At 64.2% G+C, this 26,108-nt stretch carries 27 protein-coding genes and 1 tRNA gene; 14 read left to right on the top strand and 14 right to left on the bottom strand.

Going from position 1 to position 26,108, the window contains the following annotated elements:
- Positions 1 to 130 precede the first annotated feature (130 nt).
- Both VH499_RS15490 and VH499_RS15485 read left to right on the top strand, forming a co-directional pair.
- Entirely contained in the window at positions 131 to 592 is a 462-nt protein-coding gene (locus tag VH499_RS15490; protein WP_332053639.1) for a MarR family winged helix-turn-helix transcriptional regulator, read from the top strand.
- Positions 589 to 1,803: a multidrug effflux MFS transporter gene (locus VH499_RS15485; RefSeq protein WP_332053638.1), complete on the top strand. Its 1,215-nt coding sequence runs from the start codon at positions 589 to 591 to the stop codon at positions 1,801 to 1,803. The genes VH499_RS15490 and VH499_RS15485 overlap by 4 nt, the downstream gene beginning before the upstream one ends.
- Positions 1,804 to 1,858: 55 nt before the next feature.
- Here the strand turns inward: VH499_RS15485 and VH499_RS15480 are convergent, their stop codons facing one another.
- Together VH499_RS15480 and VH499_RS15475 are read right to left on the bottom strand one after the other, a co-directional pair.
- On the bottom strand, positions 1,859 to 2,779 hold the full coding sequence (locus tag VH499_RS15480; protein WP_332053637.1) for a 2-hydroxyacid dehydrogenase: 921 nt from the start codon (positions 2,777 to 2,779) through the stop codon (positions 1,859 to 1,861).
- A gap of 248 nt (positions 2,780 to 3,027) precedes the next feature.
- Positions 3,028 to 3,576, bottom strand: coding sequence for a peroxiredoxin (locus tag VH499_RS15475; RefSeq protein ID WP_332053636.1), 549 nt, complete (start codon positions 3,574 to 3,576; stop codon positions 3,028 to 3,030).
- Between the two features lie 252 nt (positions 3,577 to 3,828).
- On the opposite strand from VH499_RS15475, the gene VH499_RS15470 reads away from it, so the two are divergent.
- The 3 genes from VH499_RS15470 (at position 3,829) to VH499_RS15460 (ending at position 6,567) form a co-directional block, all read left to right on the top strand.
- On the top strand, positions 3,829 to 4,332 hold the full coding sequence (locus VH499_RS15470; protein WP_414709797.1) for a CoA-binding protein: 504 nt from the start codon (positions 3,829 to 3,831) through the stop codon (positions 4,330 to 4,332).
- Positions 4,333 to 4,366: 34 nt separating this feature from the next.
- Complete coding sequence (locus tag VH499_RS15465; RefSeq protein ID WP_332053635.1) at positions 4,367 to 5,371, top strand: LLM class flavin-dependent oxidoreductase; 1,005 nt, start codon at positions 4,367 to 4,369, stop codon at positions 5,369 to 5,371.
- An 83-nt stretch (positions 5,372 to 5,454) separates the two neighbouring features.
- Complete coding sequence (locus VH499_RS15460) at positions 5,455 to 6,567, top strand: LLM class flavin-dependent oxidoreductase (protein ID WP_332053634.1); 1,113 nt, start codon at positions 5,455 to 5,457, stop codon at positions 6,565 to 6,567.
- Positions 6,568 to 6,625: 58 nt separating this feature from the next.
- Here the strand turns inward: VH499_RS15460 and VH499_RS15455 are convergent, their stop codons facing one another.
- On the bottom strand, positions 6,626 to 8,104 hold the full coding sequence (locus VH499_RS15455) for a DegQ family serine endoprotease (protein ID WP_332053633.1): 1,479 nt from the start codon (positions 8,102 to 8,104) through the stop codon (positions 6,626 to 6,628).
- Positions 8,105 to 8,250: 146 nt separating this feature from the next.
- Here VH499_RS15455 and VH499_RS15450 point away from each other — a divergent pair, with 146 nt between their 5' ends.
- The 8 genes from VH499_RS15450 (at position 8,251) to VH499_RS15415 (ending at position 15,587) form a co-directional block, all read left to right on the top strand.
- Positions 8,251 to 8,925 carry a winged helix-turn-helix domain-containing protein gene (locus VH499_RS15450; RefSeq protein WP_332053632.1) on the top strand — a complete coding sequence of 225 codons (675 nt, stop codon included), beginning with the start codon at positions 8,251 to 8,253 and terminating at the stop codon, positions 8,923 to 8,925.
- The gene (locus VH499_RS15445) at positions 8,903 to 10,282 is read left to right on the top strand and encodes a HAMP domain-containing sensor histidine kinase (RefSeq protein ID WP_332053631.1); all 1,380 of its coding nucleotides are present in this window, start codon (positions 8,903 to 8,905) and stop codon (positions 10,280 to 10,282) included. Before VH499_RS15450 ends, VH499_RS15445 begins: the two co-directional genes overlap by 23 nt.
- Before the next feature lie 83 nt (positions 10,283 to 10,365).
- Positions 10,366 to 11,430, top strand: a complete 1,065-nt coding sequence (locus tag VH499_RS15440) for a lactonase family protein (protein WP_332053630.1) — start codon at positions 10,366 to 10,368, stop codon at positions 11,428 to 11,430.
- Positions 11,427 to 12,716, top strand: coding sequence for an O-acetylhomoserine aminocarboxypropyltransferase (locus VH499_RS15435; RefSeq protein WP_332053629.1), 1,290 nt, complete (start codon positions 11,427 to 11,429; stop codon positions 12,714 to 12,716). The genes VH499_RS15440 and VH499_RS15435 overlap by 4 nt, the downstream gene beginning before the upstream one ends.
- Before the next feature lie 22 nt (positions 12,717 to 12,738).
- Positions 12,739 to 14,073 (top strand): Rieske 2Fe-2S domain-containing protein, encoded by a 1,335-nt coding sequence (locus VH499_RS15430; RefSeq protein ID WP_332053628.1) that lies wholly within the window; start codon positions 12,739 to 12,741, stop codon positions 14,071 to 14,073.
- A gap of 61 nt (positions 14,074 to 14,134) precedes the next feature.
- Positions 14,135 to 14,743: a glutathione S-transferase family protein gene (locus VH499_RS15425; RefSeq protein ID WP_332053627.1), complete on the top strand. Its 609-nt coding sequence runs from the start codon at positions 14,135 to 14,137 to the stop codon at positions 14,741 to 14,743.
- A gap of 94 nt (positions 14,744 to 14,837) precedes the next feature.
- Positions 14,838 to 14,914, top strand: a tRNA-Pro gene (locus VH499_RS15420).
- A 187-nt stretch (positions 14,915 to 15,101) separates the two neighbouring features.
- On the top strand, positions 15,102 to 15,587 hold the full coding sequence (locus VH499_RS15415; RefSeq protein ID WP_332053626.1) for a GNAT family N-acetyltransferase: 486 nt from the start codon (positions 15,102 to 15,104) through the stop codon (positions 15,585 to 15,587).
- A gap of 329 nt (positions 15,588 to 15,916) precedes the next feature.
- Here VH499_RS15415 and VH499_RS15410 read toward each other — a convergent pair whose 3' ends face one another.
- From VH499_RS15410 to VH499_RS26165, 8 genes are all read right to left on the bottom strand, one after another.
- Entirely contained in the window at positions 15,917 to 16,222 is a 306-nt protein-coding gene (locus VH499_RS15410) for a hypothetical protein (protein WP_332053625.1), read from the bottom strand.
- A gap of 176 nt (positions 16,223 to 16,398) precedes the next feature.
- Positions 16,399 to 16,884, bottom strand: a complete 486-nt coding sequence (locus VH499_RS15405) for a MerR family transcriptional regulator (protein ID WP_332053704.1) — start codon at positions 16,882 to 16,884, stop codon at positions 16,399 to 16,401.
- A 51-nt stretch (positions 16,885 to 16,935) separates the two neighbouring features.
- Positions 16,936 to 17,259, bottom strand: a complete 324-nt coding sequence (locus tag VH499_RS15400; protein ID WP_332053624.1) for an integration host factor subunit alpha — start codon at positions 17,257 to 17,259, stop codon at positions 16,936 to 16,938.
- Between the two features lie 137 nt (positions 17,260 to 17,396).
- Positions 17,397 to 18,368: a beta-ketoacyl-ACP synthase III gene (locus VH499_RS15395; RefSeq protein ID WP_414709794.1), complete on the bottom strand. Its 972-nt coding sequence runs from the start codon at positions 18,366 to 18,368 to the stop codon at positions 17,397 to 17,399.
- Positions 18,365 to 19,441, bottom strand: a complete 1,077-nt coding sequence (plsX, locus tag VH499_RS15390; RefSeq protein ID WP_332053623.1) for a phosphate acyltransferase PlsX — start codon at positions 19,439 to 19,441, stop codon at positions 18,365 to 18,367. Before plsX ends, VH499_RS15395 begins: the two co-directional genes overlap by 4 nt.
- Positions 19,442 to 19,493: 52 nt before the next feature.
- Positions 19,494 to 19,688 carry a 50S ribosomal protein L32 gene (gene rpmF, locus VH499_RS15385; protein WP_332053622.1) on the bottom strand — a complete coding sequence of 65 codons (195 nt, stop codon included), beginning with the start codon at positions 19,686 to 19,688 and terminating at the stop codon, positions 19,494 to 19,496.
- 114 nt (positions 19,689 to 19,802) lie between these two features.
- Positions 19,803 to 20,387 (bottom strand): DUF177 domain-containing protein, encoded by a 585-nt coding sequence (locus tag VH499_RS15380; RefSeq protein WP_332053621.1) that lies wholly within the window; start codon positions 20,385 to 20,387, stop codon positions 19,803 to 19,805.
- Positions 20,388 to 20,396: 9 nt separating this feature from the next.
- Positions 20,397 to 20,810, bottom strand: a complete 414-nt coding sequence (locus VH499_RS26165; protein WP_414709793.1) for a ubiquinol-cytochrome C chaperone family protein — start codon at positions 20,808 to 20,810, stop codon at positions 20,397 to 20,399.
- On the opposite strand from VH499_RS26165, the gene VH499_RS15375 reads away from it, so the two are divergent.
- Positions 20,748 to 21,467 carry an outer membrane protein assembly factor BamE gene (locus VH499_RS15375; protein WP_414709792.1) on the top strand — a complete coding sequence of 240 codons (720 nt, stop codon included), beginning with the start codon at positions 20,748 to 20,750 and terminating at the stop codon, positions 21,465 to 21,467. The two genes, VH499_RS26165 and VH499_RS15375, sit on opposite strands and share 63 nt — an antisense overlap.
- A gap of 55 nt (positions 21,468 to 21,522) precedes the next feature.
- On the opposite strand, the gene VH499_RS15370 is transcribed toward VH499_RS15375, so the two are convergent.
- The 3 genes from VH499_RS15370 to thiL form a co-directional block, all read right to left on the bottom strand.
- Complete coding sequence (locus VH499_RS15370; protein WP_332053619.1) at positions 21,523 to 23,628, bottom strand: sodium-translocating pyrophosphatase; 2,106 nt, start codon at positions 23,626 to 23,628, stop codon at positions 21,523 to 21,525.
- A gap of 158 nt (positions 23,629 to 23,786) precedes the next feature.
- Positions 23,787 to 25,022 carry an MFS transporter gene (locus tag VH499_RS15365; RefSeq protein WP_332053618.1) on the bottom strand — a complete coding sequence of 412 codons (1,236 nt, stop codon included), beginning with the start codon at positions 25,020 to 25,022 and terminating at the stop codon, positions 23,787 to 23,789.
- Positions 25,023 to 25,142: 120 nt separating this feature from the next.
- A complete protein-coding gene (thiL, locus tag VH499_RS15360; RefSeq protein ID WP_332053617.1) occupies positions 25,143 to 26,108 on the bottom strand; it encodes a thiamine-phosphate kinase in 966 nt (321 codons plus the stop codon).

Here is a 26,108-nt window from a genome sequence, read left to right as displayed (position 1 = left end):
TCGCAAACACAAAGCTTTCAGGCGCCTTCGCTGCAATCCGGAAGGAGTCACGGCGTTATCGCCGACGGTGCCTTGTGCCGAATTTAGATGACATATCATCTAATGATATTGCATCTAATTGCAGGAGACCATGTCACCTCCCAAAGACACCCTCCGGATCACGTTCGGCGCGCTGCTGGCCCTGGCCTCGCGTCAATGGCGGCGCGCCGCCGATCAGCGGCTGCAGCCGTTCAAGCTCACCGAGGCAACCTGGCTGCCCCTCGTCCACATCGCTCGCGCCGCCACCCCGCCGCGCCAAAAGGATCTGGCGGCCTCGCTTTCGCTCGACAGCTCGTCGGTCGTGCGGCTGCTCGACAATCTGGAGGCGGCAGGTCTGATCAGGCGTCGCGAGGAAGCAAGTGACCGGCGTGCCAAGGCGATCTTCCTGACAGCACGCGGCCGCGCGATCGCCGACAAGGTCGAAGTGGCGGCGCGGCAAGTGCGGCACGACGCCTTGGGCGGCCTGAGCGACCGGGACATCGAGGCGGCCTATCGGGTGCTCACCCATGTCTGCGGCGCGCTGGAGAGGTCCATGCCGGAAATCGCGGCATGACCATCGCCGCCACGATCGCCGAAAAGCCTGCGGGCGCAGCGCCGCTCTGGCTTCTCGCCCTGATCACCTTCAGCGGTACGCTGGCCATGCATATCTTCGTCCCGGCGCTGCCGGAGGCCGGGCACGATCTCGGCGCCAGCATCGGCGCGATGCAGATGACGATGAGCGTCTATATCTTCGGGCTTGCGATCGGCCAGCTCCTCTACGGCCCCCTGTCGGACCGTTTCGGCCGGCGCTCCATCCTGACCACGGGACTCGTCATCTATGCCGCCACCGGCCTGTGGGCCGCTTTCGCGCCCGATGTGCACACCCTGATCATCCTGCGGCTGTTGCAGGCACTGGGCGGATGTTCGGGGCTCGTCATCGGCCGCGCGATCGTGCGCGACACGGCACTTGCCAAGGAAGCGGCCCGCCGCCTCGCGCTGATGAACCTCATGGTTGCGATCGGGCCAGGGGCCGCTCCGCTGCTCGGCAGCGCATTGACGACGACGTTCGGCTGGCGCTCGATCTTCTTCGCCCTGGCAGGGCTTGGTGCAGTCAACCTTCTCTTCACCTGGCTGTTGTTGCCGGAAACGCATTCGACATCCGGCACGGCGCAAGTCGGCCGGCTGGCGCGCAACTACGGGCGGTTGCTGCGGTCACCTGCCTTCCTCGGCTATGCGCTGGGCGGCGGCTGCGCCACGACGTCGATCTACGGCTTCATCGCCGCCTCGCCTTTCATCTTCATCCATCAGCTTGGCCGGCCGGACTACGAAGTCGGGATCTATCTCGCGATCCAGATCTCCGGCATCTGGCTCGGCAGCATGGCGGCGTCGCGTCTGATTCCCAAGGTGTCGGTCGACCGCCTCATGGTCGGCGCCAACCTCGCGAGCGTGCTGGCCGCTCTGTCGTTCCTCGCCATCGTGCTACTCGGACATCTCTCCGTTCCGCTGGTCGTGGGCCCGATGTTCTTCTTCGCCCTTGGTGCGGGCATCGCGTCTCCGGCCGCGCTCGGTCAGGCGATCAGCGTCAATCCTGCGGTGATCGGCTCGGCCTCGGGCTTGTACGGCTTCAGCCAGATGGCCGTCGGCGCCGTCTGCACCGCGATCACGGGCTTCGGCAGCAATCCTGCACTTGCGGCCGCCATCGTGCTGGCGGCGGCTGGCCTGGTCGCGCAATGCTCGTTCTGGATCGCGCTGCGTTTTCGCGGGCCGACCGCGGGCGCGGACTAACGAAGCGAAATTTACCTCCACGATAGCCGACCCGAAGGTTGATGCGCCTTGGGCATCACCGCACAAGATTGAGCGGCTTCTCGCCGCGCGCGATCCGGTCGATGTTGGATGCCACGAGCGCCGCGCGCGACTGGACAGTCCCTTGCGTGCTGCCCGACATATGCGGAGTCATGAGGACGTTCGGCAACTCGTGAAAGGGCCGGTCGGCCGGCCAGGTCGGCGAGTTGTCCTGGGGGTAGCGATACCAGACGTCGAGCGCCGCGCCGGCCAGACGACCGCTGGCCAGCGCATCATACAAGGCCGTCTCGTCGACGATTTCCGCACGCGCGACATTGACCAAAAAGGCGCTCGCTTTCATCAGCGCGAGCTCACGTCGGCCGATCAGGCCGCGGGTACTGTCGTTCAGCGACAGAGTAATCGCGAGGTAGTCCGCGCGAGCCAGCACTTCGTCCAAACGATCGGGCCCGCCGACGCCGGCCAAGTCATCACGGCCGCCCGAAAGATCGCGGCGAATGGCCAGGATCTCCATGTCGAAGGCGTGCGCCCGGCGGGCCAGCGCCCGACCGATATGACCGTATCCCAGGATGCCCAGCGTCTTGCCAGCGAGCTCGGCGGCCAGGGGCAGGCGCGGTTTGCCCGGCGACCACGGTGCCGGCCAAATGCCGACGCGCAGATCCGCATCCAGACGCACGACGTTCCGTCCCAGCATCAGCATGGCGCCCATGATGAATTCGGCGATGGCGGTTTCGTGACCATAGGCGTTGGCCAGCAGGACGCCGGCCGGCAGCGCGGCACGATCAATGCGATCCAGTCCCGCCGCCGGAAGTTGCACCAGCTTCAGCCGCGGGCCAGCAGCCTTGCCCATGGCGGACGTGAAGGCGAGCGTTACCAGCACGTCGATCTCCGCCAGGTGCGCAAGGACAGCACCCTCTTCCACCTGCAATGTCTCGCACGGCGCCTTGATCAGCGGCCGCACCAGCGGCTCGAATGGCCCGGCAAAACTGCCGGCAAAGGCGACGCGGAGCATTGCGCGACTCTCCATCCCGACATGGTCGCCGACAACTACCTTCCGCGTTATTGCGTCCGAGCGCGATCAGTCGCCCTTCTCGGTCGGGCCCGAGGCCGCGACCTGTCGGTCGCGTCCAGAAGATCGGTGCAGCCGAGATGGTCGACCAGCCGCTACAAGCGGCCAGCGGCGCACCGCGCCGCCCACAAGTCGCGTGGTTACTTGTTGCCCTTCGCCTTCAGTTCGGTGACCGCTGTCAGCGTGTTCTCGACATGCTTGTCGGGATTGCGGTCGGCATAGGCGTAGACGATCCTGCCGCGCGGCGCGATGACGTACGAGATGCGATCGGCGACGCTGGCGGATCCAGCGCGAACCAGAGCCGCGTCGTAGGCGCGGATGATCTTGAGATCGGGGTCGGCTGCGACCGGGAACCTGGCCGAGCATTCCTGCGTGGAGAATTTGTGCAGCGTGGCGATGTCATCCGCCGACATGCCGATCAATGTGGCGCCGGAGGCGGCGAAGCGGTCGGCGGCTTTGGCAAATTCGTGAGCTTCGGCCGTGCAGCCGGCGGTGAAAGCCTTGGGAAAGAAGTAGAGGACGACCGGTCCCTTCTTGAGGGCCGCCGCCAGCGAGAACGTGAATTCCTTTCCGCCAACAGCCGCTTGTGCGGTGAAGTCGGGAGCCGCAGCACCGGGCTCCAGGGTCGCGAAGGCGGGACCCGCAAGAACGCAACCAAGAACCAGGGCAACCGCCACTACTCTTCCCATAACGCTCTCCACGAACGTGAACGAGCCGCAATCGTACGCTGCAGCAGCGGGGACTCACATCAAGACCCGGTGAGCTGCGTCGCCAACGAGCTCTCATGCTCTTCATACGGGGTCGGTGGCGTCGCCGTCTTTGGCACTGGGCGTGCTTCGCGGGCCAAATAGGCCTGTCACGTCGACCTCGGCGCCGGCACGACCCTCTTCCGCAACGTCGTGTCGCGGATCGAAATCGGTTCCAACAGCTCGGGCTTCGCCATGTATAATCCCTTCATGCCGCCGCTCGGTCACGACCGCTATGACGATGCCTATCTGCGCCGCATTCTTCGCGACAGCCGGACCATCGCCATGGTTGGCGCCTCGGCCAACTGGAATCGCCCTTCCTACTTCGCGATGAAGTACTTGCTCGACCGCGGCTACACGGTCATCCCGGTCAATCCGGCCGCCGCAGGCCAGGAAATCCTCGGCCAGAAGGTCTATGGCTCGCTCGCCGAGGTGCCCGTGAAGGCCGATATGGTCGATATCTTCCGCAACTCCGAGGCCGCCGGCCCAATCACCGACGAAGCGATCAAGCACGGAGCGAAGGTGATCTGGATGCAGCTTGGTGTCAGGAACGACGATGCTGCCAGGCGTGCCGAAGCGGCCGGGCTCAAGGTGGTCATGAACCGTTGCCCCAAGATCGAGCATTCGCGTCTCGCCGGCACCATCGAATGGCATGGCATCGCAAGCGGCGTGATCAGCAGCAAAAAGCGGGCACTGTGATCGGCGCCGCGCTCCTCCACAGGGATGGCCGAGGATGAAGTTCGGCGTCTTCGATCACATGGATCGGGCTGGCGACGACGTCGGCCGGCAGTTCGACGAGCGCCTTCGCTTGATAGAGCTATACGAGAAGAGCGGCTTTCACGCCTATCACATCGCCGAGCATCACGCGACGCCGCTCGGCATGGCACCCTCGCCCAGCGTCTTCCTCGCCGCGGTCGCACAACGGACCAGGACGCTGCGTTTCGGCCCTCTGGTCTATACCGTGAATCTCTATCACCCGCTGCGGCTGATCGACGAAATCTGCATGCTCGATCAATTGAGTGGCGGCCGGCTCGAGCTCGGCGTTGGGCGCGGGATCTCGCCGTATGAAGTCGGCTACTACGGCATCGATCCGGCAACCGGTCCCGAACGCTTTGCCGAGGCGCTCGAGATCATCCTCAAAGGCCTCACCGTGCCGCGACTCACGTACAAGGGGAAATACTTCGCCTTCGAAGACGTACCCATGGAGATGCGGCCGGTGCAGCAGCCGCATCCGCCGCTCTGGTATGGCGCCAATTCCCTGGAAAGTGCCGATCGGCTTGCCCGGCAAGGATGCAACACCGTGGTCGGCATGAAGGCGGACGGCGTCGGGCAGTTCGCCGCGCGCTTTCGCGCCGCCTGGAAAGCATTGGGACGTCGCGACGCCGACATGCCGTTGATCGGCCTCAGCCGGCACATCGTGGTCGCCGACACCGACCGGGAGGCGTTGAGCGCTGCCAAGCGCGCCTTCGCCCTTTGGTACGATGCCCTGATCCATCTCTGGCGCGCGCACGGCGTCGGCCTGCCGCGGCAGTTGATTCCTGCCGAGTTCGAGGACGCGCTGTCGGGCGGCTACATCATCGCGGGCTCGCCGTCGACGGTGCGCGACCGAATGAAGCACGACAATGACGTGGCGGGCATCAACTACTGCCTCTGCCGGCTCGCCTTCGGCGACCTGTCGCTGGAAGAGTCGAGCCAATCCGTGGCGTTATTCGCCAGCGAGGTAATGCCTGCGCTCTAACCTGAGAGTCGTCACACGGAAAGCGCGACTTTTCTCGCAGTTGTGTGTAGGATGCGGGAACAACCCGATCTGGGAAAAGTGTAGTGAAGTTTGCCGTTTTTGACCACCTGGACCGATCCGGTCCCGACCTTGGTCAACAGTACGAAGACCGGCTGAAGCTGATCGAGCTCTATGAATGGGCGGGCTTTCACGCCTACCATGTCGCCGAACATCACGGTACGCCGCTGGGATCGGCCCCCTCGCCGGGGTTGTTTCTCGCCGCCGTCGCACAGCGCACCTCCACCTTGCGGTTCGGCCCGCTCGCCTATCCGCTCGGCCTCTACCATCCGCTGCGCCTGATCGAAGAGATCTGCATGCTCGACGTGATGAGCGGCGGCCGGCTCGAGCTCGGCGTCGGCCGTGGCGCTTCGCCTTACGAGGCGGCCTTCTTCGGCATTGACGCGAGCAGCAGCCAGGAACGGTTCGAGGAGATCCTCGAGATCATGCTGAAGGGCCTCGGCTCGGCGCACCTCACACATAGCGGCAAGTACTTCACCTTCGAGCGCGTGCCGCTGGTAATGCAACCGGTACAGCACCCCCACCCGCCTCTGTGGCATGTCACACGATCGATCGAGAATGCAGATCGGCTTGCCGGCCTCGGCTGCAACGTGGCGCTCGCCCTGCCGACCATCGACGCCGGCAGATTCACGGCTCGCTATCGCTCCGCGTGGGAGGGGCTCGGCAACGCACCCGAGGATATGCCTTTCGTCGGCAACACGCGCAATGTGGTGGTGCTCGACAGCGAAGCGGATGCGGTTTTCGCAGCGCGCCGCGCCTTTCATGTCTGGTACGATTCGATGGTCCACCTCTGGCGCGCGCACGGTGTCGAGTTGCCGCGCGCCATTTCCACCCCCGACTTCGACGAGGCCGTCGAGCAGGGCTATATCGTCGCCGGTTCGCCTGCGGCCGTGCGTGATCGCCTGATGCGCGATCATCTGATTTCCGGCATCAACTACAGTATCTGCCGCTTCGCCTGCGGCGATCTGTCGTTCGAGGAATCGGCGCGCTCGGTGCGGCTGTTTGCCCGTGAAGTGATGCCGGCGCTCGATCCCAAGGGAACCAGCGGCCGGGAACAGGCAGCGACGGGCAGCTATGCCCGCGGTCTGCACTGGATCGGCGACGAGGACCTTTCCGAGATCGGCTTCCTGTTTCGTTGATCTCCGGCACGGCAAAGCCGGCGATGGAAACCACCGCCGGCTTCGTCGAGAGGTCCCGTCACGCTGCCCGGGGAGAAACAGCAACGTACCGGGTCATCCCCTCTCGATAGATTTTCAGCAGCACCGGCTTCTTGGATTCCTTCGCCTCACGAAGCTTGCTGGCCGCAGCCTTTGCGCTGTCGACGGAGTCATGGCCGACCTGCTGGATGATGTCGCCGGCGCGCAGCCCCTTGCTGTCGGCCGGGCTGCCGGGCTCGACGCCCGCTATCAGTGCGCCGCTGACCGAGTCCTTGAGGCCAAGTTCCTGCCGGGCCTCGGGCGTGATCGGCGCAAGGGAGAAGCCGAACGATCCGTGCTCGGCCTTCGTGCCCTGGTGGCTGTCGTCCTCGTCCGCCTTTGCCTGCTGGTTCGACGTGGAGTCGCCGAGCTTGGCTTGGACCGTCATGTCCTTGCCGTCGCGCACGAGTCCGATCTTGACCGTCGAGCCGGGCTGCGCCGCCGCGATGGTGCGCGTGAGATCGCGGACATCGTCAATCTGCTTGCCGTCGACACTCCTGATCACGTCACCCGACTCGATGCCGGCCTTCCGCGCCGCACTCTTGGGCTCGACCTGCGCGACCAGCGCTCCGTGGGTCGAGCCGAGCGACAGGCTGTCGGAGATCTCAGACGTTACCGGCTGAATTTCGACGCCGAGCAACCCGCGCTCGACCCGCCCATGTTCACGGAGCTGGGCCACCACCGGCTGAGCGATGCTGGACGGGATGGCGAACCCGAGCCCGACGGAGCCGCCGGAGGGCGAGAAGATCGCCGTGTTGATGCCGATGACCTTGCCGTCCATGTTGAACAGCGGACCGCCGGAATTGCCGCGGTTGATCGCGGCGTCGGTCTGGATGTAGTCGTCGAACGGACCCGAATGAATGTCACGGCCGCGCGCCGACACGATGCCGGATGTCACCGTGCCGCCAAGTCCGAACGGATTGCCGACCGCCATGACGGGCTGGCCGACGCGCACCTGGTTGGCGTCGCCGAACTCGACATAAGGCAAAGGCTTGTCGGCCTTGATCTTCAGCACCGCAATGTCGGTCTTCTGATCAGCGCCCAGCAGCTTCGCCGGATACTTGGTGCCGTCCGTCATCGTCACGGTGATGGAATCGGCTTTGCCGGCGACATGGTAGTTCGTAACGATCACGCCCGACGGATCGATAATGAAGCCGGTGCCGAGCGCCTGCTCCTTCGGCATCGGTCGAACCTTCATCGGGCCCTGGCCGAAACGTTCGGCGAATTGACGCATGAACTCTTCCATTTGCCGCTGCGCCGACCGGTCGGACATCTGCATGCTGTCATCGCTGTCGGCCTTCATCGTCACCTGGACGTTGACGACGGCCGGTGTCACCTTCGCGGCGAGATCGGAAAGATCGCGCGGCGTGGCTTCGCCCGCCATCGCCGGCGGCGCGGTCAGGATCGGAAGTATGGCGGCAGGCGCCGTCAGCGCTGTGGTCAGCGCCAGGGCGGCAAGAATGGATCTGGTCTTGGACATCGGGAAACCTCCTCGTCTGGCTCGCCCCGAATATGGGGTCCCGGTGATGGCGTCCCCATGTCCGCAACATTGAAAGTTTGTATAGTTCGCCGCGATTGCACCGCAGCCGAAAGCGACAAGAATAGCGGCATGACGAAGGGGCCGCGGTGAAGATCCTCCTGATCGAAGACGACCGACAAACTGCCGACTACATCGCCAAAGGGCTGCGTCAGCATGGACACGTGGTCGACCAGGTCGACAACGGACGCGATGGGCTCTACATGGCGACCGGCGACCCCTACGACGTGATGGTCGTCGACCGAAACCTGCCCAAGATGGACGGCCTATCGATGGTGAAGGCTGCGCGCGACGCGGGCACGCGCACCCCCGCCCTGTTTCTGACGACGATGGGTGGTGTCGATGATCGGGTCGCCGGCCTCGACGCCGGCGCCGACGACTATCTCGTCAAGCCGTTCGCCTTCGCCGAGCTCATGGCGCGGATCAGTGCACTCGCGCGCCGGCCGCCGATGGTCGCGCAGACGAAGCTTCAGGTCAGCGGCCTCGAGGTTGATCTGCTGGCGCGGTCGGTGGCACGCGACGGCAAGCGGATCGACCTTCTCGCCCAGGAGTTCAAGATCCTGGAGTATCTCATGCGGCATGCCGGCGAGATCGTCACCCGCACAATGCTCCTGGAGAAAGTCTGGGATTTCCACTTCGACCCGAAGACCAACATCGTGGAGACTCATATCAGCCGCCTGCGCTCCAAGATCGACAAAGGCTTCGACAGGCCCTTGCTCCACACGGTGAGGGGAGCCGGCTATGTCATCCGCCCCCCGGAGTAACACCTTCCGCAGGATCCTGCGGTCCGCGAACTTTCGCCTCGCGCTGATCTATGCGGCGCTGTTCGTGGTATCTGCCTGCGTGCTGTTCGCGACGGTGTTCGTCACGGCAACGGCCGCGATGCAGAGCGACATGCAGGCCGTCCTGCGCACCGAGGCCTTCCAGCTCGCCGAGATCCATCGCCGCCTCGGCCTGATCGGGCTTGCGCAGCAGATCACCCGCCGCATGGACTTCCGCACTCGCGGGCCGATCTACTATCTCCTGCAGGCGCCCAATCGGCAGGTCGTGGTCGGCAACTTGCCCGGCATGCCGCCGGTGGAGGGCGTCATCGATTTCCGGAGCGATTCCGACGCCGGCGAAACGGACGCCGACCGCGGCCGCCTGATGGGCTTCGGGCTCGTCCTGCCCGACGGTTCCTTCCTCCTGGTCGCGCAGGATGCCAGCCGGCTGCTCGACATGCAGAGCGCCATCGTCCGTGCCTTCGTATGGGCCGGCGGCCTCACCCTGCTGCTCGCGGTTGCCGGCGGTCTGCTGCTCGGCCGCAACTTCCTGCGCCGCATCGATACGATCGGCCGCACCACCCGCGCCATCATGGAGGGCGATCTCAGTGCGCGAATTCCCGCGCGCGGCACCAACGACGAGATCGACCAGCTCGTGGCCAGCCTCAACACCATGCTCGACCGGATCCAGACCCTCATGGAAGGCTTGCGCCAGGTCACCGGTGACATCGCCCACGACCTGCGTACACCGCTCGGGCGGTTGCGCCAGGGGCTGGAAGAGGCGCGCGAGCACGCCACGACCACGGGTGAATATGCAACGGCAACCGAAGCCGCCATCTCCGAGGCCGACACGTTGCTCGAGACCTTTTCCGCTTTGTTGCGCATCGCCCAGATCGAGGCCGGCGCGCAGAAGAGCGCCTTTTCAGAGCTCGACCTCTCCGAGTTGCTGCGCAGCGTCGGCGAGGCCTATCTTCCCGCTGCCGAAGACTCCCAGCACGCGCTCGAACTCAGAATCGACAATGACGTATGCTTCACTGGCGACCGTCAGCTGCTTGCCCAGATGGTGTCAAACCTGATCGAGAACGCCCTCAATCATACGCCCGCTGGCTGCACCGTACGCCTGATCCTGACGCGCAGCGCACCGACCGGCTTAGAGATCGAGGTTTCCGACAATGGGCCCGGCGTTCCCGAGTCGGAGCGCGACCGCGTCTTCGACCGCTTCTATCGGCTCGATCGCAGTCGCACCACGGCAGGCAGTGGACTTGGCCTCGCGCTCGTCAAGGCAATCGCCACCCTGCACGGTCTGACGATCCGGCTGGGCGACGCCAATCCCGGGCTGCGCGTGACGATCTCGCACTGAACGTTCCGCCGGGTGACGAGTGAACTCGACCGATCTGCCGCAACGATTGTGGCGACGTCCGGTTGAGGCGACACTGCGCAACCATGAAGACGCTCTTCGCCTATGTCGGCTGCTACACCACACCCGAACGCCGCGGCCATGGCAATGGCATCAATGTCTATCGGGTCGACCGGCGAAGCGGCGCTTTCACTCATGTCCAGCGTCTGGATGGATTGGAGAATCCGTCGTTCCTGGCGATCGATCCAACGGGTCGACATCTTTATTCGGTGCATGGCGATCGCAGCGAGGCGACGTCCTTCGCGATCGACGGCCCGACCGGCCGTCTCCGCTTGCTGAATCGCCAATCGACAGGTGGCTACAACCCGATTCATCTCGCCTTCGACAAGGCTGCGCGTTTCCTGGTCGTGGCCAACTACGGCACCGATTCGACCGCCGTCCTGCCGATCCGACCAGATGGCACCCTGGGACCCTACTCGACGCTCACGACCGTCACCGGCATCGTGGGCCCGCACCGGAGGGAGCAGAAGAACATCCGGCCGCATCACAACCCACTCGACCGGTCCGGCCGCTACTTCTTTCTGCCCTGCAAGGGCGGCGACACGGTGATCTCCTACCGCCTCGATCGACGGCGCAGCATCCTCGTCGAGGTCAGTCGTGTCGCCGCGCGCCCCGGTGCCGCGCCACGGCATATCGCTTTTCACCCTCGAGGTCCCTTCGCCTATGTCGTCAATGAGCTCGATTCGACGATCACGACATACAGCCAGACGGGCGCCAGGCTGACGCCGCTGCAAGTGGTGTCCTCGACGCCATCAAACTTCACCGGCTACAGCACCGGTGCCGAAATCGCCGTCGATCGCGCCGGCCGTCATGTCTATGTCTCAAATCGCGGGCATGACAGCATCGGCGTCTTTGCCATCGATGCCGCGAACGGAACGCTGACGCCCAAGCAGTGGGTGCCGACCAGAGGCACGGTGCCGCGCTTTTTCGCGCTCGATCCGGCCCAACGCTTCCTGTATGTCGCCAATCAGGGCACCCACACGATCTTCGGTTACCGCGTGGCCCGCGATGGAAGATTGTCAGCGACCCCGATCAAGGTGAAAGTCGGCAGCCCGGCCTGCATCGTTTTCAGTAGCGGAGTTACACGATGAGCGACAAGAGCTACGGCTTCGAGACCCTGTCGGTCCATGCAGGCGCTGCGCCCGACCCGGCGACCGGCGCACGCGCGCAACCGATATACCAGAGCACGGCCTTTGTCTTCGAGGACGCCGACCACGCGGCCGCGCTCTTCAACCTGCAGACCGTGGGCTTCATCTATTCGCGCCTCACCAACCCGACCAACTCGGCCCTCGAGACGCGCCTTGCCACGCTCGAGGGCGGCCGCGGCTGCACGGTCACGTCGACCGGTCACGCAGCACAGGTGCTTGCCCTCTTTCCGCTGATGCAGCCTGGCAGCGAGATAGTTGCGTCTTCGCGCCTCTACGGAGGTTCGATCCAGCAGATGCGCAACACCTATCCCAAATTCGGCTGGACGGCGCATATCGTCGACGCCGACCAGGTCGACAATTTCAAACGCGCCGTCACGGAAAAGACGCAGGCTTTCTTCATCGAGAGCCTTGCCAATCCGGGCGGTGTGATCAGTGATATCGAAGCGATCGCGCGCATTGCCGAAGCCGCAGCGGTGCCGCTGATCGTCGACAACACGCTGGCCACGCCGTGGCTCTGCAAGCCGATCGACTACGGCGCGACGCTGGTCGTGCATTCGACGACGAAGTTCCTGAGCGGCAATGGCACATCCATGGGCGGTGCGGTCATCGACTCCGGCAAGTTCGACTGGGCCAAGGACGGCAAGTTCCCGAGCCTGGCCGGGCCTGAGGCGGCCTATCACGGCCTCAATTTCTTCGAGACCTTCGGCGACATGGCCTACACTTTTCATAGCCACGCTGTCGGGCTGCGCGACCTCGGGCCTACCCAGGCGCCGTTCAACTCGTGGCTCACCATGCTCGGCGTCGAGACGCTCGGCCTGCGCATGGAGCGCCACTGCAGCAACGCGCTCAAGGTCGCGCAATATCTCGAGAAGCATCCGGCCGTGGCATGGGTCAATTATGCCGGCCTGGCGTCGAACAAGTACCACGCGCTGGCGAAGAAGTACTTGCCGCGCGGTGCGGGCTCGGTGTTTACATTCGGCGTCAAGGGCGGCTACGAAGTAGGGGTGAAGATCGTCGACAGCGTCGAGCTCTTTTCGCACGTCGCCAATATCGGCGACGCCAAGAGCCTGATCATTCATCCTGCCTCGACGACGCACCGCCAGCTCTCCGACGAGCAGCGCGTCGCGGCCGGTGCCGGGCCGGACGTGATCCGCCTGTCGATCGGCATCGAGACCGTCGACGACATCATCGCGGATCTCGAGCAAGCTCTGGTGAAAGCGACCGCGTAGGCGATCGACGGGGGAGGTACTGATGCTGAGCCGGGCGGACAACGATTTCCTGACGCAGAGCGGCCAGCGCACGCCGATGGGCGAGCTGCTGCGCCGCTTCTGGATGCCGGCCTTGCTCTGCGCCGAGCTGCCCGAGCGCGATTGCCCGCCGAGGAAGATCAAGATCCTGGGCGAGGACCTGCTCGTCTTCCGCGACAGCAACGGCAGGGTCGGCATCGTCGAGCCACACTGCCCGCATCGCGGCGCCAATCTGTACTTTGGACGCAACGAGGAATGCGGCCTGCGCTGCGCCTACCACGGCTGGAAGTTCGACGTCGACGGTAACTGCCTCGACCTGCCGACCTCGCCGCCGGACTCCGGCTACAAGGACACGATCAGGCTGCTCGCCTATCCGACCCGCGAATGGGCCGACATGATCTGGGTCTATATGGGCCCGAGGGAGCACATGCCCGAATTGCCCCAGCTCGAGGTCGGACTGGTGCCGGCGGGACAGCGTTATGTCTCGAAGAAGTGGCAGGACTGCAACTGGGTGCAGAGCGTCGAAGGTGCGCTCGACACCTCGCACTTCTCGTTCCTGCACATGGTGCTGGCGAAGGACGATGCGGCCGCGCGAGCCGCCATGGCAAAGGCCGCCATTGCTGACCAGAGCAAGCCGGACGACCGTATCCGGTGGGTCCAGAACGATCCACGGCCGAAGTTCACCGTGCTGGGTCACGACGCCGGGCTGGTGATCGGCGGCGCACGCAGGACCGACGGTCCCGAGCTCTACTGGCGCATCGCCCAGTTCCTCATGCCCAACCACGCCTACACGCCCACCGCCTTTCCGGGCGAGATCAACTATGGCCAAGCCTGGGTTCCGGTCGATGACGTGTCGTGCTGGGTTTACACCTACTCCTGGCATCCCGACAGGCCATTCACCAATGCCGAACGCGCCAAGTTCGACGGCGGATTCAACGTCCATGCCGAGGTCGACACGAGCTACGTGCCGTTGCGCAATCTGCGCAACGACTACCTGATCGATCGTGCGCAACAGAGAACGCAAACCTTCACCGGTATCACGGGCGTCTCGGAACAGGACGCGGCGATCCAGGACAGCCAGGGCCCGATCCAGGATCGGACACGCGAGCATCTCGGGCCGACCGACCTCGGGATCGTCGAGTTCCGAAAGCTTCTGATGGGGGCCGCACGTGCGCTTGGCGACGGCCAGGCGCCGCGTGCAGCAAAGTCGGCGAACCGGTATGCGGTACGGTCGGGTGGCTGGGTGACGGGCCCCGATCGCGATCTCGCGACCGTCATGACCGAACGCTTCGGCCATCCGCATGGCTATGTCGGGAAGCAGTACGGACTCGGCGAATAGCTGTTAGACCCGCGGCCCGACGTGCACTATCGTTCGACCCGGGAAGCGGTTGGAGAGCCCGGTGACGATCAAGATTTATGGACCTACGGCCTCGCGTGCAGCACGTACTCTCTGGATCGTGCATGAACTCGGCATTCCATTCGAGCACGTCGCGATGGAGATGAAAGACCTGAAGGGTCCGGAGTACCTCAAGATCAATCCCAACGGCAAAGTGCCGACCATGGTCGATGGCAACTTCAAGCTGTTTGAATCGATGGCGATCAATCTTTATCTCGCGGCCAAGTACAACAAGAATGGTTTCTTCCCGGCGTCGCTGGAGGATCAGGCGCTCTGCCACCAGTGGAGCTTCTGGGGCATGACCGAAGTGGAAAAGCCCCTCCTCACCATCCTCATCGACATGTTCATGACTGCGCCCGACAAGCGCAAGCCGGAGGCGGTCGCCGAGGCGCAGAAGGCCTTGCCGAAGCCGTTCAGCGTGCTGAACGGCGCGCTCCAGGGACGTGACTATCTGCTCGGTTCGACCTTCACCGTCGCCGACCTCAATCTGGCATCGATCTGTAGTTGGTCGAAACCGATCAAGTTCGAGTTCGGACCTTTCCCCAACGTGGGCGGCTGGCTTGATCGATGCCTCGCCCGGCCGGCCTACAAGGCGGCCCGCGGAACAAAGTAATTCCCCTTAGATGACCGGGCGGCGTGCTTGCGGCCACGCCGTCATTCGCGCTAAAGCCCCCAAGCCGCGAGCCCGTCAGCATTGCGGCATCGGTCGGGGCGTAGCGCAGTCTGGTAGCGCATCAGTCTGGGGGACTGGGGGTCGTCGGTTCAAATCCGGCCGCCCCGACCAATAAAATCAAGGTCTTTGCCAATTCACGCCAAGTGCGCAAAAGCCAAAAAGTAACGGGTAACGGGTGGGCGGTGGATAGCGCCAGCCCTTGGGTGCTGGCCGTCCATCGTCCCCAAAGCCCTCCAACCCCCGTCTTGCCGACCCGGCGGACGAGTTCTTGTAAGGGTGGGCGGTGTATTCTGCGCCCATGCCGCTGACCTTCAGAACGGCAATCTTCTCGGAGGGCCAAGAGGTCGGGCGCGTCATACGCGCAGCCTTCACGCCCTATGTCCGCGCTTTGGGGCGCGAGTTGCCTGCCGACGGATCTGCTCGGTTTGCCGAAGAGTGGGAGCGATTTGCGGCGGAACTCGAGCGCGGCGACGTCTACGTCGCTTTGGATGATGAGCGCATCGTCGGCGCCGTCAGGACGAAACCGCAGGAGAAAGACCTCTACATCCACCAGATCGCTGTCGATCCAGCGCGACAGGGCAGCGGCGTCGGGAGCTGGCTGTTGCAGCGGATCGACGAGGTGGCGCGGGCGCGCGGCCTTGGCGGCCTGTCGCTCTATACCGCCGAGATGGCAGTGGCCAACATTCACCTCTACCAGCGGCACGGCTTCGAGATCGTGAGCCGTGGGCCGCCCGACCACGGGCTCGACCCACACATAAGGGTCTACATGGTGAAGTCGCTTTAGGTCATGTCATCCCGAGCGCACCGTCAGAGCCGTGGGAAGAGTTCGTCAAGTCTAGGGTCGGCGTGGACACTCTGTCGAACAGGCCTTCCAGGGATCGGCAGGAACTAGCCACGCGGCCCAACGCGGCTTCCGCGCTACCCACCAGCGACGGGAAACCTGTCGGCGTCAATTTTGCGCGGGCGTCGTCGAAGCGGTATCGCTGCCCATGACTTGTGGCTGCTGGTCTGGATCACGAGGGACAGGCCCGGCTTGCCGGCATCGGTTTTCGATGCACCGGGCCGGATCGGGCCCTCGATAGCGGCTTGCGCAATCGTGGCGGACACGAACACCTAAGGCACCGAAGCCACTTGGCGGCCCGCCGCAGTGAGTTTGCAGACCAGCCAGTCCGGCTTGAGTGGATTGTGGAACCACGGTTCGGCCCAGCCCCGGTCAAGGCAGCGACGGACAATGGCCCCGTCAACCTGCTGGCCATCGAGGTCGAACAGGGGCAGCTTGCCGCCCGGCTGGACCAATCCTCGCCGCAGATAGAGAAGTTCAATCAAAGTCGGAGGATCGCCCCCCAACTCGTTGTCGTTGACAAGATTAAAGCCGAAGTCGAGCGCGCGTCCGCGCACGTTGTCGCGATCTGCCAGCACGGCTGCGTCCCCCTTTGACGTTGCCGCTACAAGAGCCCCTCAAAATCAGCATACGCCAAACGGACCGAAAACCAATCAAAATCAGGCGGTTATCGGCAATTTCTACCACAACCACATGATTTGGTAGTGGGTCTTCTCAAGCCTTCCCAACCGTTGGGCCAGGATCTTGCCACCGTCTAATTCTGACCCTTGAGAGTGGTGCGCAACTGCGTAAGCGCTTGCTCGAGATCTTCGAGCACGGATTCGATCTCGCGGCGCTTGTGCAGGTCGAGCATGGCCGCCCGTGGCGTCGTTGTCGACGGCTGTGGCCCGGTGCGCGGCAACGGTCTCGCCGCCATCGCCTCCGCTCTCGCCGAGACGATGCGCAGGCTTTCCAAAGCGCTCTCGGCCGCCACATCGAGACGCTGCTGCGGCAGACGCCCCCGACCCTCCTTCAGGAGCCGTTGCACACCCTTGATGGTGTAGCCATCGTCGTAGAGGAGCGACCGGATACGGCGCAGAAGATCGATATCTTCCGGGCGATAGTACCGCCGTCCACCGCCCCGCTTGAGCGGTCTCACCTGGCTGAACTTGCTTTCCCAGAACCGCAGGACGTGCTGCGGCACGTCGAGCTCGCTTGCAACTTCGCTGATCGTGCGAAATGCCTGAGCCGACTTCTCTATCCGTCGGTCAACGGTCTGAACTGACACGGCCATATCCTATCCCCCACACGTTCACCCCAAGGGCCCCTTGATGGTTTCGTCGGGCGTCCCATTGATGAGAGATTTAAGGACGTTCGACGCACGGAAGACAAGGACACGCCGGGGCAGAATCGGAACTTCCTGCCCGGTCTTTGGATTTCGGCCGATGCGCTGACCCTTGTCGCGAACGGTGAAGCTCCCGAACGAGGAGATCTTGACCGATTCGCCACGCGCCAACGCTTCCACGACCTCGGCGAGGATCGTCTCGACGAGATCACTGGATTCGTTGCGAGACAGTCCCACCTCCTGGAACACGGACTCGCTCAAGTCGGCGCGCGTAATGGTCCGGCCTTCCATCCGGCTGTATACCTTCCTTCCCCAATTAATCCTTACTCTAAGGTAGGAAAGCGGTCAATATCAGCAAGATAGACGGTGTAATTGAATCCCGGCGCGTTCTCGTTCCGTTGCGATGGATTCATTCAGTCACAGCGCAACTACCAGCGGATCAACGAAGCCCCCCAGGCAAGACCGCCGCCGATCCCTTCCAACAGCACCAGATTGCCCTTTTTGATCCGGCCGTCCTTCACCGCCGTGTCGAGGGCTAGGGGAATTGAGGCCGCCGAGGTGTTGGCGTGCTTGTCGACCGTGACCACCACCTGATCGGACGACAGGCCGAGCTTGCGGCCCGTGCCGTCGATGATGCGCTTGTTGGCCTGATGCGGAACCAGCCAGTCGAGGTCCCCAGGACCGAGGCCGGTCTTCTCCAGCACTTCGGCCACTACTGCCGTCATATTGACCACGGCGTGCTTGAAGACCTCTTTGCCCTCCATGCGCAACAGCCCCGTCGTCCGCGTGGAGGATGGTCCTCCGTCGACATAGAGGATGTCGTGTTGGCGGCCATCGGAGTGCAGCGCGTTGGCCAGAACGCCGCGGTCGGCGGGCAGGCCCTTGCCTTCTTCGGCTTTCAGCACCACGGCGCCCGCGCCGTCGCCGAACAGGACGCAGGTAGCCCGGTCGGTCCAATCGAGGATGCGGGAGAAAGTCTCCGCGCCGATCACCAAGGCCGTCGATGCGAGGCCGTTCTTCAGCATGCTGTCGGCGATCGAAATGCCGTAGACGAACCCGGCGCAGACCGCTTGGATGTCGAACGCGGCACCGTTCGTCATGCCGAGGGCCGACTGCACGCGCGTTGCCGTAGCGGGAAACGTTTCGTCGGGCGTCGCGGTCGCGAGCACGATCAGATCGAGATCCGACGCCTTCAGGCCGGCATGCGCGAGTGCGCGCTCGGACGCCTTCAACGCCAGATGCGAGGTGAATTCCCCTTCGGCCGCGATATGGCGTTGACGGATGCCGGTGCGCTGCCGGATCCATTCGTCGGAGGTATCCACCTTTCTGGCAAGTTCGTCGTTGGTAACGACTCTCTGCGGCAGGTACGCGCCGCACCCGTGAACGACGGAACGGATCACTCGACGCCTCCGCTCGCATGCAGCGCAGCCGGAGCAGGCTCGGCGGCCGAGACGACCTGGCGAAGCTTGGCCAGGCCTTCGATCAACTTGTTCTTGTATTCGTACCGTACCAGATCATTGGCGACGCCAATGGCGTAGGCGAAGCCCAACCCGTCGGTACCGCCATGGCTCTTCACGCAAACGCCATCCAGGCCGAGGAAAACGCCGCCATTGTAGCGCCGCGGATCGACCCGCTTGCGCAACTTCATCCAGGCACCGGAGGCGAACAGGTAGCCGATTCTCGCGAAAGTCGAGGTCCGGAACGCATCGCGCACGAAGCCGGTGTAGAGTTTGGCGGTTCCCTCGATGGCCTTCAACGCGACGTTGCCCGTGAAGCCGTCTGTCACCACGACATCGACCACGCCGGCGCCGATATCGTTGCCCTCGACAAACCCGTGGAAGTTGACCGGCGAGCCTTGGCGTCGCAGCCAGCTCGCGGTTAGACGCACTTCCTCATGACCCTTGACCTCCTCCGAGCCGACATTCAGCAGTCCGACCTTGGGCGTATCGAGACCGAGCAGCACCTGCGCGAAGACACTGCCCATGACGGAGAATTCGGCGAGGTTATCGGCGTCGCATTCGACGTTGGCGCCGAGGTCCAACATCACCACTTCGCCGCGGCTGGTCGGCAGAAAGGAAGCGAGCGCCGGACGATGGGCACCCTCCACCATACGCATCGCGAACATGGAGATGGCGAGCAAGGCCCCGGTGTTGCCGGCGGAAACGACGCTGTCCGCGCGCCCTTCGGCCGCCGCCTGGACTGCCAGCCACATGCTCGATTTCCGGCGCCGGCGAAGGGCGAAGGATGGCTTGTCGTCTGCACTGACGGCTTCTTCCGCCGGCACGATTTCCAACACCTTCGCCAGACCTTTGCGTCGATCCACCAACGGCCTGAGCCGGGCGGGATCGCCAAATAGCAGAAACGTCGTGCCCGGATGGCGTTCGCGCGCGATGTCGGCGCCGTCGACCACGACGTCGGGCGCTCGGTCTCCGCCCATTCCGTCGAGCGCCAGAACGACCTTGGCTGCGCTCATTGCGCCGCTCCGCCTGTCGACTGCCAGCCCATCGCCGGCCGCGCGTGGCGGCCTACTTCTCGGCCGACGTGCTGTCGGCCAGGACCGGCATGTCCTCGCGATAGTAGCCGCAGTGTGAGCACACGGTATGCGGCCGTTTCAGTTCGCCGCAGTTCTTGCATTCGACATATGCCATTGATGGCAAGGCATGGTGGGCGCGCCGCATGTTGCGCCGTGACTTCGAAACCTTCTTCTTGGGAACTGCCATGACAATCTCCGGAGCGGGGCGGCGGCGCCTGCCCTAAAAAGCTGAGGCCGCGCTCGATAGGCGCGGCGGGCCGACTTCTCTAGCCAAATCGTTACACCATCGCAACATTTTACCTTACCGACCGCGTCGCGGTTTGTCGCGCAGGGCCGCCAAACCGGCAAAGGGGTGACGTCGTTGCTCGGCCCGGCTCGTTCGGCTGCCGTGGCGATGCCTGGGCAGCACGTCCTCGAGCTTGACACCAGGCCGCCGCGGATACGGGTCTGCAGCAAGCGAGAGCTGCTCGGCGACGATTTCGCCGACATCGAGCATATTTCCTGACAACGGCTCGGGCGCGTCCACCTGGGCCCCGATGATCGCCTCCCCGCTCTCCGGATCCCGTTCCTCGGTCAAGTCCTGCTTGAACACGATACGGAAGGTCTCGTCGAGATCCTGACTTACCGGATCGAGGGTAAGGATACATGCCTGCACGACTTTGCCGCGCAGCCGGCCTTCGACCACGATTTGCCCCCCGGGTTTCCGGTCAACAGTCGCGCGCGCCGAGAATGCCGGCAATCCCAGGAAACCGAAGCGCCTGACAAGGGCGGCCCGTTCGCTATCGCTGGCGACAATATCCAGCGCCGCACCGGAGAGCCCCATGCGATCGAGGTCGACGACTCTTTCAAGTTCTGACTTTTCCTGTTTTTCAGGGCGATATGGCATTTTACTGATCTACTTCACGAGGTCTGGGCGAGCTGCTGCGCCAAGCCGTTCAAGTTCCCGGCGGACATACGCTTCCAAATAGTCCACGCAAGCAGCGTCCTCGGGCGGCCTACCGCCATAGGCATTGCGGCGCAAGACCTCGCCGAGGAGCGCCGGTCCGCCGGCGAGCGCCTCGCGGTAAGCCAGGGCACGGCCATGAAAGCCTTCGGCCATGATCTTGATGCGCCGGCCGACACCCAAGTCCTGTACGCCGATCTCGCGCAAGGTGAGATCCAGATGCTTGAACATGGCATCGAAGAAAGCTTGCGCCAGAGCTTCACCATCGGGCTCGCGGTGAAGCCGGTCGATCATCAGCGCGGCATGCAGGGCGAGCGCGTCGAAACGGCCATCGAGAGTGTCTGGAATGCCGCAAGCCTCGAACAACTCCGGCGTGCGGGCACGCTCGGCGACTGCCCGATAGATTGCGGCAGCGTATTCGGCATCAGGGTTCCTGCGGCGAAACAAGCGCTTTCTCCCTCGTCACGACGCCCTGCGGTTGACCCAAAGCCTTCGCCACGACATGTTGTGCACCCTCTTTCTCCGGAACCCAAGAAAACGTCCATGCGTCGCACCGTCCCGATCCTCCTTGTCGGCGCCGCTTTCGGCGCTCTCGCCCTGGGCGGGTGCTCCAACATTGTCGCCCAGCGCGGCTTCGCCCCGACCCCGGGTTCGGTCGAGAAGCTCGAGATCGGCACTCAGAGCCGCGACGACGTCATCCGGCTGATCGGATCGCCCTCGACCGTGTCCACCTTCAATCCCAGCATCTGGTACTACATCAGCCAGAAACAGGAGAATTGGGCGTTCCTCAAGCCTGAGATCACTGACCAGAAAGTGATGCAGCTCACGTTCAATGACGCGGGGCGCCTGCAGGCGATCAAGAAATACGACCAGAGTGATGCCGAGAATATCACCATGGTCTCGCGCATCACGCCGACCGCGGGCAAGGAGCTCACGATCCTTGAGCAGATCCTGGGCAATGTCGGCCGCTTCAGCACGCCCAAGCAGTCCAATCCCGGCGCGCCGACCAGCGGCGGCATCTGACGAAAAAAGCCCCGGCCTGTCGACCGGGGCTTTCTCTTGCGATGTGTGTTGGGGCTTAGTGCGCCAGCACGGCGAGCAGGAGCAAGGCCACGATATTGGTGATCTTGATCATCGGATTGACGGCCGGCCCGGACGTATCCTTGTACGGATCGCCCACGGTGTCGCCAGTTACTGCAGCCTTGTGGGCCTCGGATCCCTTGCCGCCGAAATGGCCCTCCTCGATATACTTCTTGGCATTGTCCCAGGCCCCGCCTCCGGCGGTCATCGAGATGGCGACGAAGATTCCGGTGACGATCACGCCGAGCAGCATGGCGCCCACAGCGGCGAATGCATCCGATCGATTCGAGATCGCGCTGATCACGAAGAACACCACGATCGGCGAGAGGACCGGGAGGAGCGAAGGGATCATCATCTCCTTGATGGCGGCGCGCGTCAGCATGTCGACGGCGCGGCCGTAGTCGGGACGATCCGAGCCCTTCATGATGCCCGGCTTCTCCTTGAACTGCCGGCGAACTTCCTCGACGACCGACTGCGCGGCGCGACCGACGGCCAGCATCGACATGCCGCCGAACAAGTAGGGCAGCAGGCCGCCGATCAGCAGACCGACCACGACGTAAGGGTTCTTGAGCGAGAACTCGACGACCTTGGTGCCGAGCTTCCCCTGGCTCATGAAGTAGTCGAGGTCGGAGGTATAGGCCGCGAACAGCACCAGCGCACCCAGCCCTGCCGAGGCGATGGCGTAGCCCTTGGTGACCGCCTTGGTGGTGTTGCCCACAGCGTCGAGCGCATCGGTATTCTTGCGCACTTCCTTCGGCAGGCCCGACATCTCGGCGATGCCGCCGGCATTGTCGGTGACCGGGCCGTAGGCATCCAGCGCCACCACCATGCCGGCGAGCGCGAGCATGGCGGTGGTAGCGACCGCGATGCCGAACAGACCGGCGAGGACGTAGCAGATCACGATCCCCGCGCAGATCAGCAACGCCGGCATGGCCGTGGCCTCCATCGACATCGCGAGCCCTGCGATGACGTTGGTGCCGTGGCCGGTGACGGAGGCCTGAGCGACCGCCTTCACCGGGCGATAGTCCGTGCCGGTATAGTACTCCGTGATCCACACGATCAGGCCGGTGATTGCGAGCCCGACGAGGGAACACCAGAAGAGCGAAAGGCCGGTGAAGGACCGGTCACCGACCTTGAGAACCGTATCCATGCCCACGATCTGGCTGGTGACGAACCAGATCGCCGGAATCGACAGGACCGCCGCCACGATGACGCCCTTGTACATCGCCCACATGATCTTGGCGTCCTCGCCCAACTTGACGAAGAACGTGCCGATGATCGAGGTGATGATGCAGGCCGCACCGATCGCCAGAGGATAGACCATCAGCTTCGTGACCAGGGCGGCGTCGCCGGCGAAGAAGATCGAGGCCAGCACCATGGTAGCGACCGTCGTCACCGCGTAGGTCTCGAACAGGTCAGCGGCCATTCCGGCGCAGTCGCCGACGTTGTCGCCCACGTTGTCGGCGATGGTGGCCGGATTGCGCGGGTCGTCTTCCGGAATGCCAGCTTCGACCTTGCCGACCATGTCGCCACCGACATCCGCGCCTTTGGTGAAGATGCCGCCGCCGAGGCGAGCGAAGATCGAGATCAAGGAAGCACCGAAGCCGAGCGCCACCAGCGCATCGACCATCTCGCGGCTCCCGGGGGCGATGCCGGAACGGGAAAGCAGCGAATAGTAGCCGGCGACCCCCAGCAGCGCGAGGCCGGCCACCAGCATCCCGGTAATGGCCCCCGACTTGAAGGCAAGGTCGAGACCCTGGCCCAGGCTCTTCTGGGCCGCGACGGCGGTGCGCACATTGGCTCGCACCGATACGTTCATGCCGATGAAGCCGGTGGCACCGGAGAGCACCGCACCGATAAAGAAACCAACCGCGGCGAGTTTGCCGAGCAGCAGGAACAGGAGCACGAGCACGACCACGCCGACGATGGCGATGGTCGTATATTGGCGGCGCAGATATGCGGCCGCGCCCTCCTGGACCGCTTGTGCGATCTCCTGCATGCGCGGCGTGCCGGCATCGGCGGCCATGACGCGCGACGCGGTGACGACGCCGTAGAGCACGGCGATCAAGCCGCACGCGATGACGGCCCAAAGAACGGAAGACATAGTATGTAACCTATTGTTTTTTCGGCGTTTTCCTGCTTGTCACGGCCCGAAGCAAAGGTTTCTCCCCCGGGGCGAGGCGGGCGGAAAATGACAGAAGCCCCACCGCCGCGCAACCTCAGCCGAAGAGGGAAAATCCCCGTCACCTCAAGGGCTTGGCCTTACGCTCGGGCGGGGTGGCGCAGCCGAAACAGACAAATGACGAGGAGCGCGGCACAGACCAGAACGAAGGCGAAGTAGTTCAGCATCGCCCAGCCCTTGAGTTCCAGCACCACGCTTGCCATCAGGCTGGCGGTGGTCGTGGTGCCGAAAACCATGAAGTCGTTGAACGCCTGCGCCTTGCCGCGCTCCGCCGGCCGATACGTCGTCGTCAGCAGGGTCGTGGCGCCGACGAACAGGAAGTTCCAGCCGACACCGTTCAAGCTGAGGGCACCGCGGAAATGCCAGGCCGTGGTGCCCATCAAGGCGACGGCAACACCGGCGACCAGCAGGGCGACTCCTGCAAGCATCACATTGAAGATACCGAAGCGCGCGACAAGGTGGCCCGTGAAGAAGGCCGGAATGAACATGCCCATGACGTGCGTGAAGATCGTGACTGGCGCCTCGGCCTTGTCGAGGCCGCACTGCACGATGGCGAGCGGCGAGGCGGCCATGACGAACGACATGACGCCGAAGGCGATCATCGCACCCGCTACGGCCACCATGTAGGCCGGCTGGGTCACGATCTCGAGCAACGGCCGCTGCGGTTCGGTGCTGTCTTCCGTCCTGATCACGGGGAACTCGATCAAACTCAGGACCATGAACACGATCACATGCACGACGACCACGGCGACGAAGCTCGCCTGGAAGGTCGGAAGCCAGAGGTCCGGTGTCCATCGCGCCAGGGTCGGACCGATGATACCCGCCACTACGCCGCCCGCTGTCACGTACGAGATCGCCTGCGCGCGGAAATGAGGCGGCGCCAGTTCGACCGCGGCAAACCGGTAGAGCTGCATGTTGGCGATGGCAAAGCCCAGCAGCAGGCCACCCAGGCACATCGCGACAAAGCTGCCCATGCCCAAGCCGACGGCGGCACAAGAGGCACCCACCATGCCGGCCACCGAGCCGGTGCGAAAGCCAAAGCGCCGGCCGCGACGCATCATCAGCATCGAGGCCGGAAATACCGAGAGCATGACGCCCAGATGCTGCATGGTGATGGGCAGATTGGCCAGCAGTCGCATGTCGGCCGGCACAATGGTGAGCACGGCAAGCGCCGACGACGCGAACATCAGCGTGTTGCTGCTTTGGGTGAGCGCCTGACATGTCGCCAGCAGGGCGATGTTGCGCAGCGATCGGTGCGGTATGCTCCCGGGGGCCGCCGCCGGCTGCGCCTCCCGGAGTCTCGTCAGGCTATCCATTCGGCGCGCACTCTAGTCGGCATTGCGTGATCGGCCCAAGCGAATCGGCGCCGAGGTGGAAAGTCCGCACGCAACGCAGCCATGACCGCGTGGGCGTTGCGTTCGATCATCATCACAAGCCTAGAAATGGACGTAGCCTGCCCGGGGCGCCCTCACCGTCCGGCCACCCACGGTAAGCCGCACGCCTCGACCAGCGGCGAATGAGCCAATCGGACTGACCTCGATACGTGCGGTGCGCGCGGCCTTGAGCAGCGCACTCCGTCGGCGGGCGGGCACCGCCATCACGAGTTCGTAGTCATCGCCTCCGCCCAGGACATTGGCCCACAAGGACGGCTCGGCCCGGAGGATGCGTCGTGCTTCGCGCGATAGAGGCACGCGGTCGCGTTCGATCACGAGTGCAAGATGCGATGCCTCAGCAATATGGCCCGCATCGGCCAGCAGGCCATCGGAGACGTCGGCTGTCGCGTTCGCAATTCCGACCAGAAGCGGTCCCAAGGTGGTGCGCGGCCGAGGAAGGCGATAGCGGTTTTCGAGTGCCGGGCTCGCCAGACGACCGCCGGCTGCCAACAGGCCGATCGCCGCATCGCCGATCGTCCCGCTGACCCAGAGCTCGTCACCTCGCCTGGCGCCGCTGCGGCTCAACCCCTTGCCGCGCGCCACGTGACCAAAAGCGGTGATCGTGACGGTGAGTGGCCCCGGGGTGGCGACCGTATCGCCACCGCAAAGGACGACGCCATAGCGACGCTGATCTGCTCCAAGACCACGCGCGAATGCCGCTATCCAGCGTTGCGTCCATGCCGGATCGAGGGCCAACGCCAGTTGATAGGCATAAGGCGTCGCGCCGCCGGCCGCCAGATCGGAAAGGCAGACCCGCAGCGCTTTCGCAGCCACGATCTCGGGCCTTTCGTCGGGGAGAAAGTGCACGCCGGCAACGATCGTATCGGTCTTCACCACGAGATCGTGACGGGCGTCCGCGGGCAGGAACGCATTGTCGCTCTTGAGGTCGCCTGCTCCCGGGAAGCCCTTCGCCAATGGCGCAAAGTACCGCGCGATCAGCTCGAACTGACCGAGCCGCCGGCCGGCCAT

It is taken from the genome of Reyranella sp. (assembly GCF_036558665.1).
Lineage (GTDB): Bacteria > Pseudomonadota > Alphaproteobacteria > Reyranellales > Reyranellaceae > Reyranella.
Note: the sequence above shows the minus strand (reverse complement) of the source record. Positions and strands in the feature narration are given on the sequence as shown.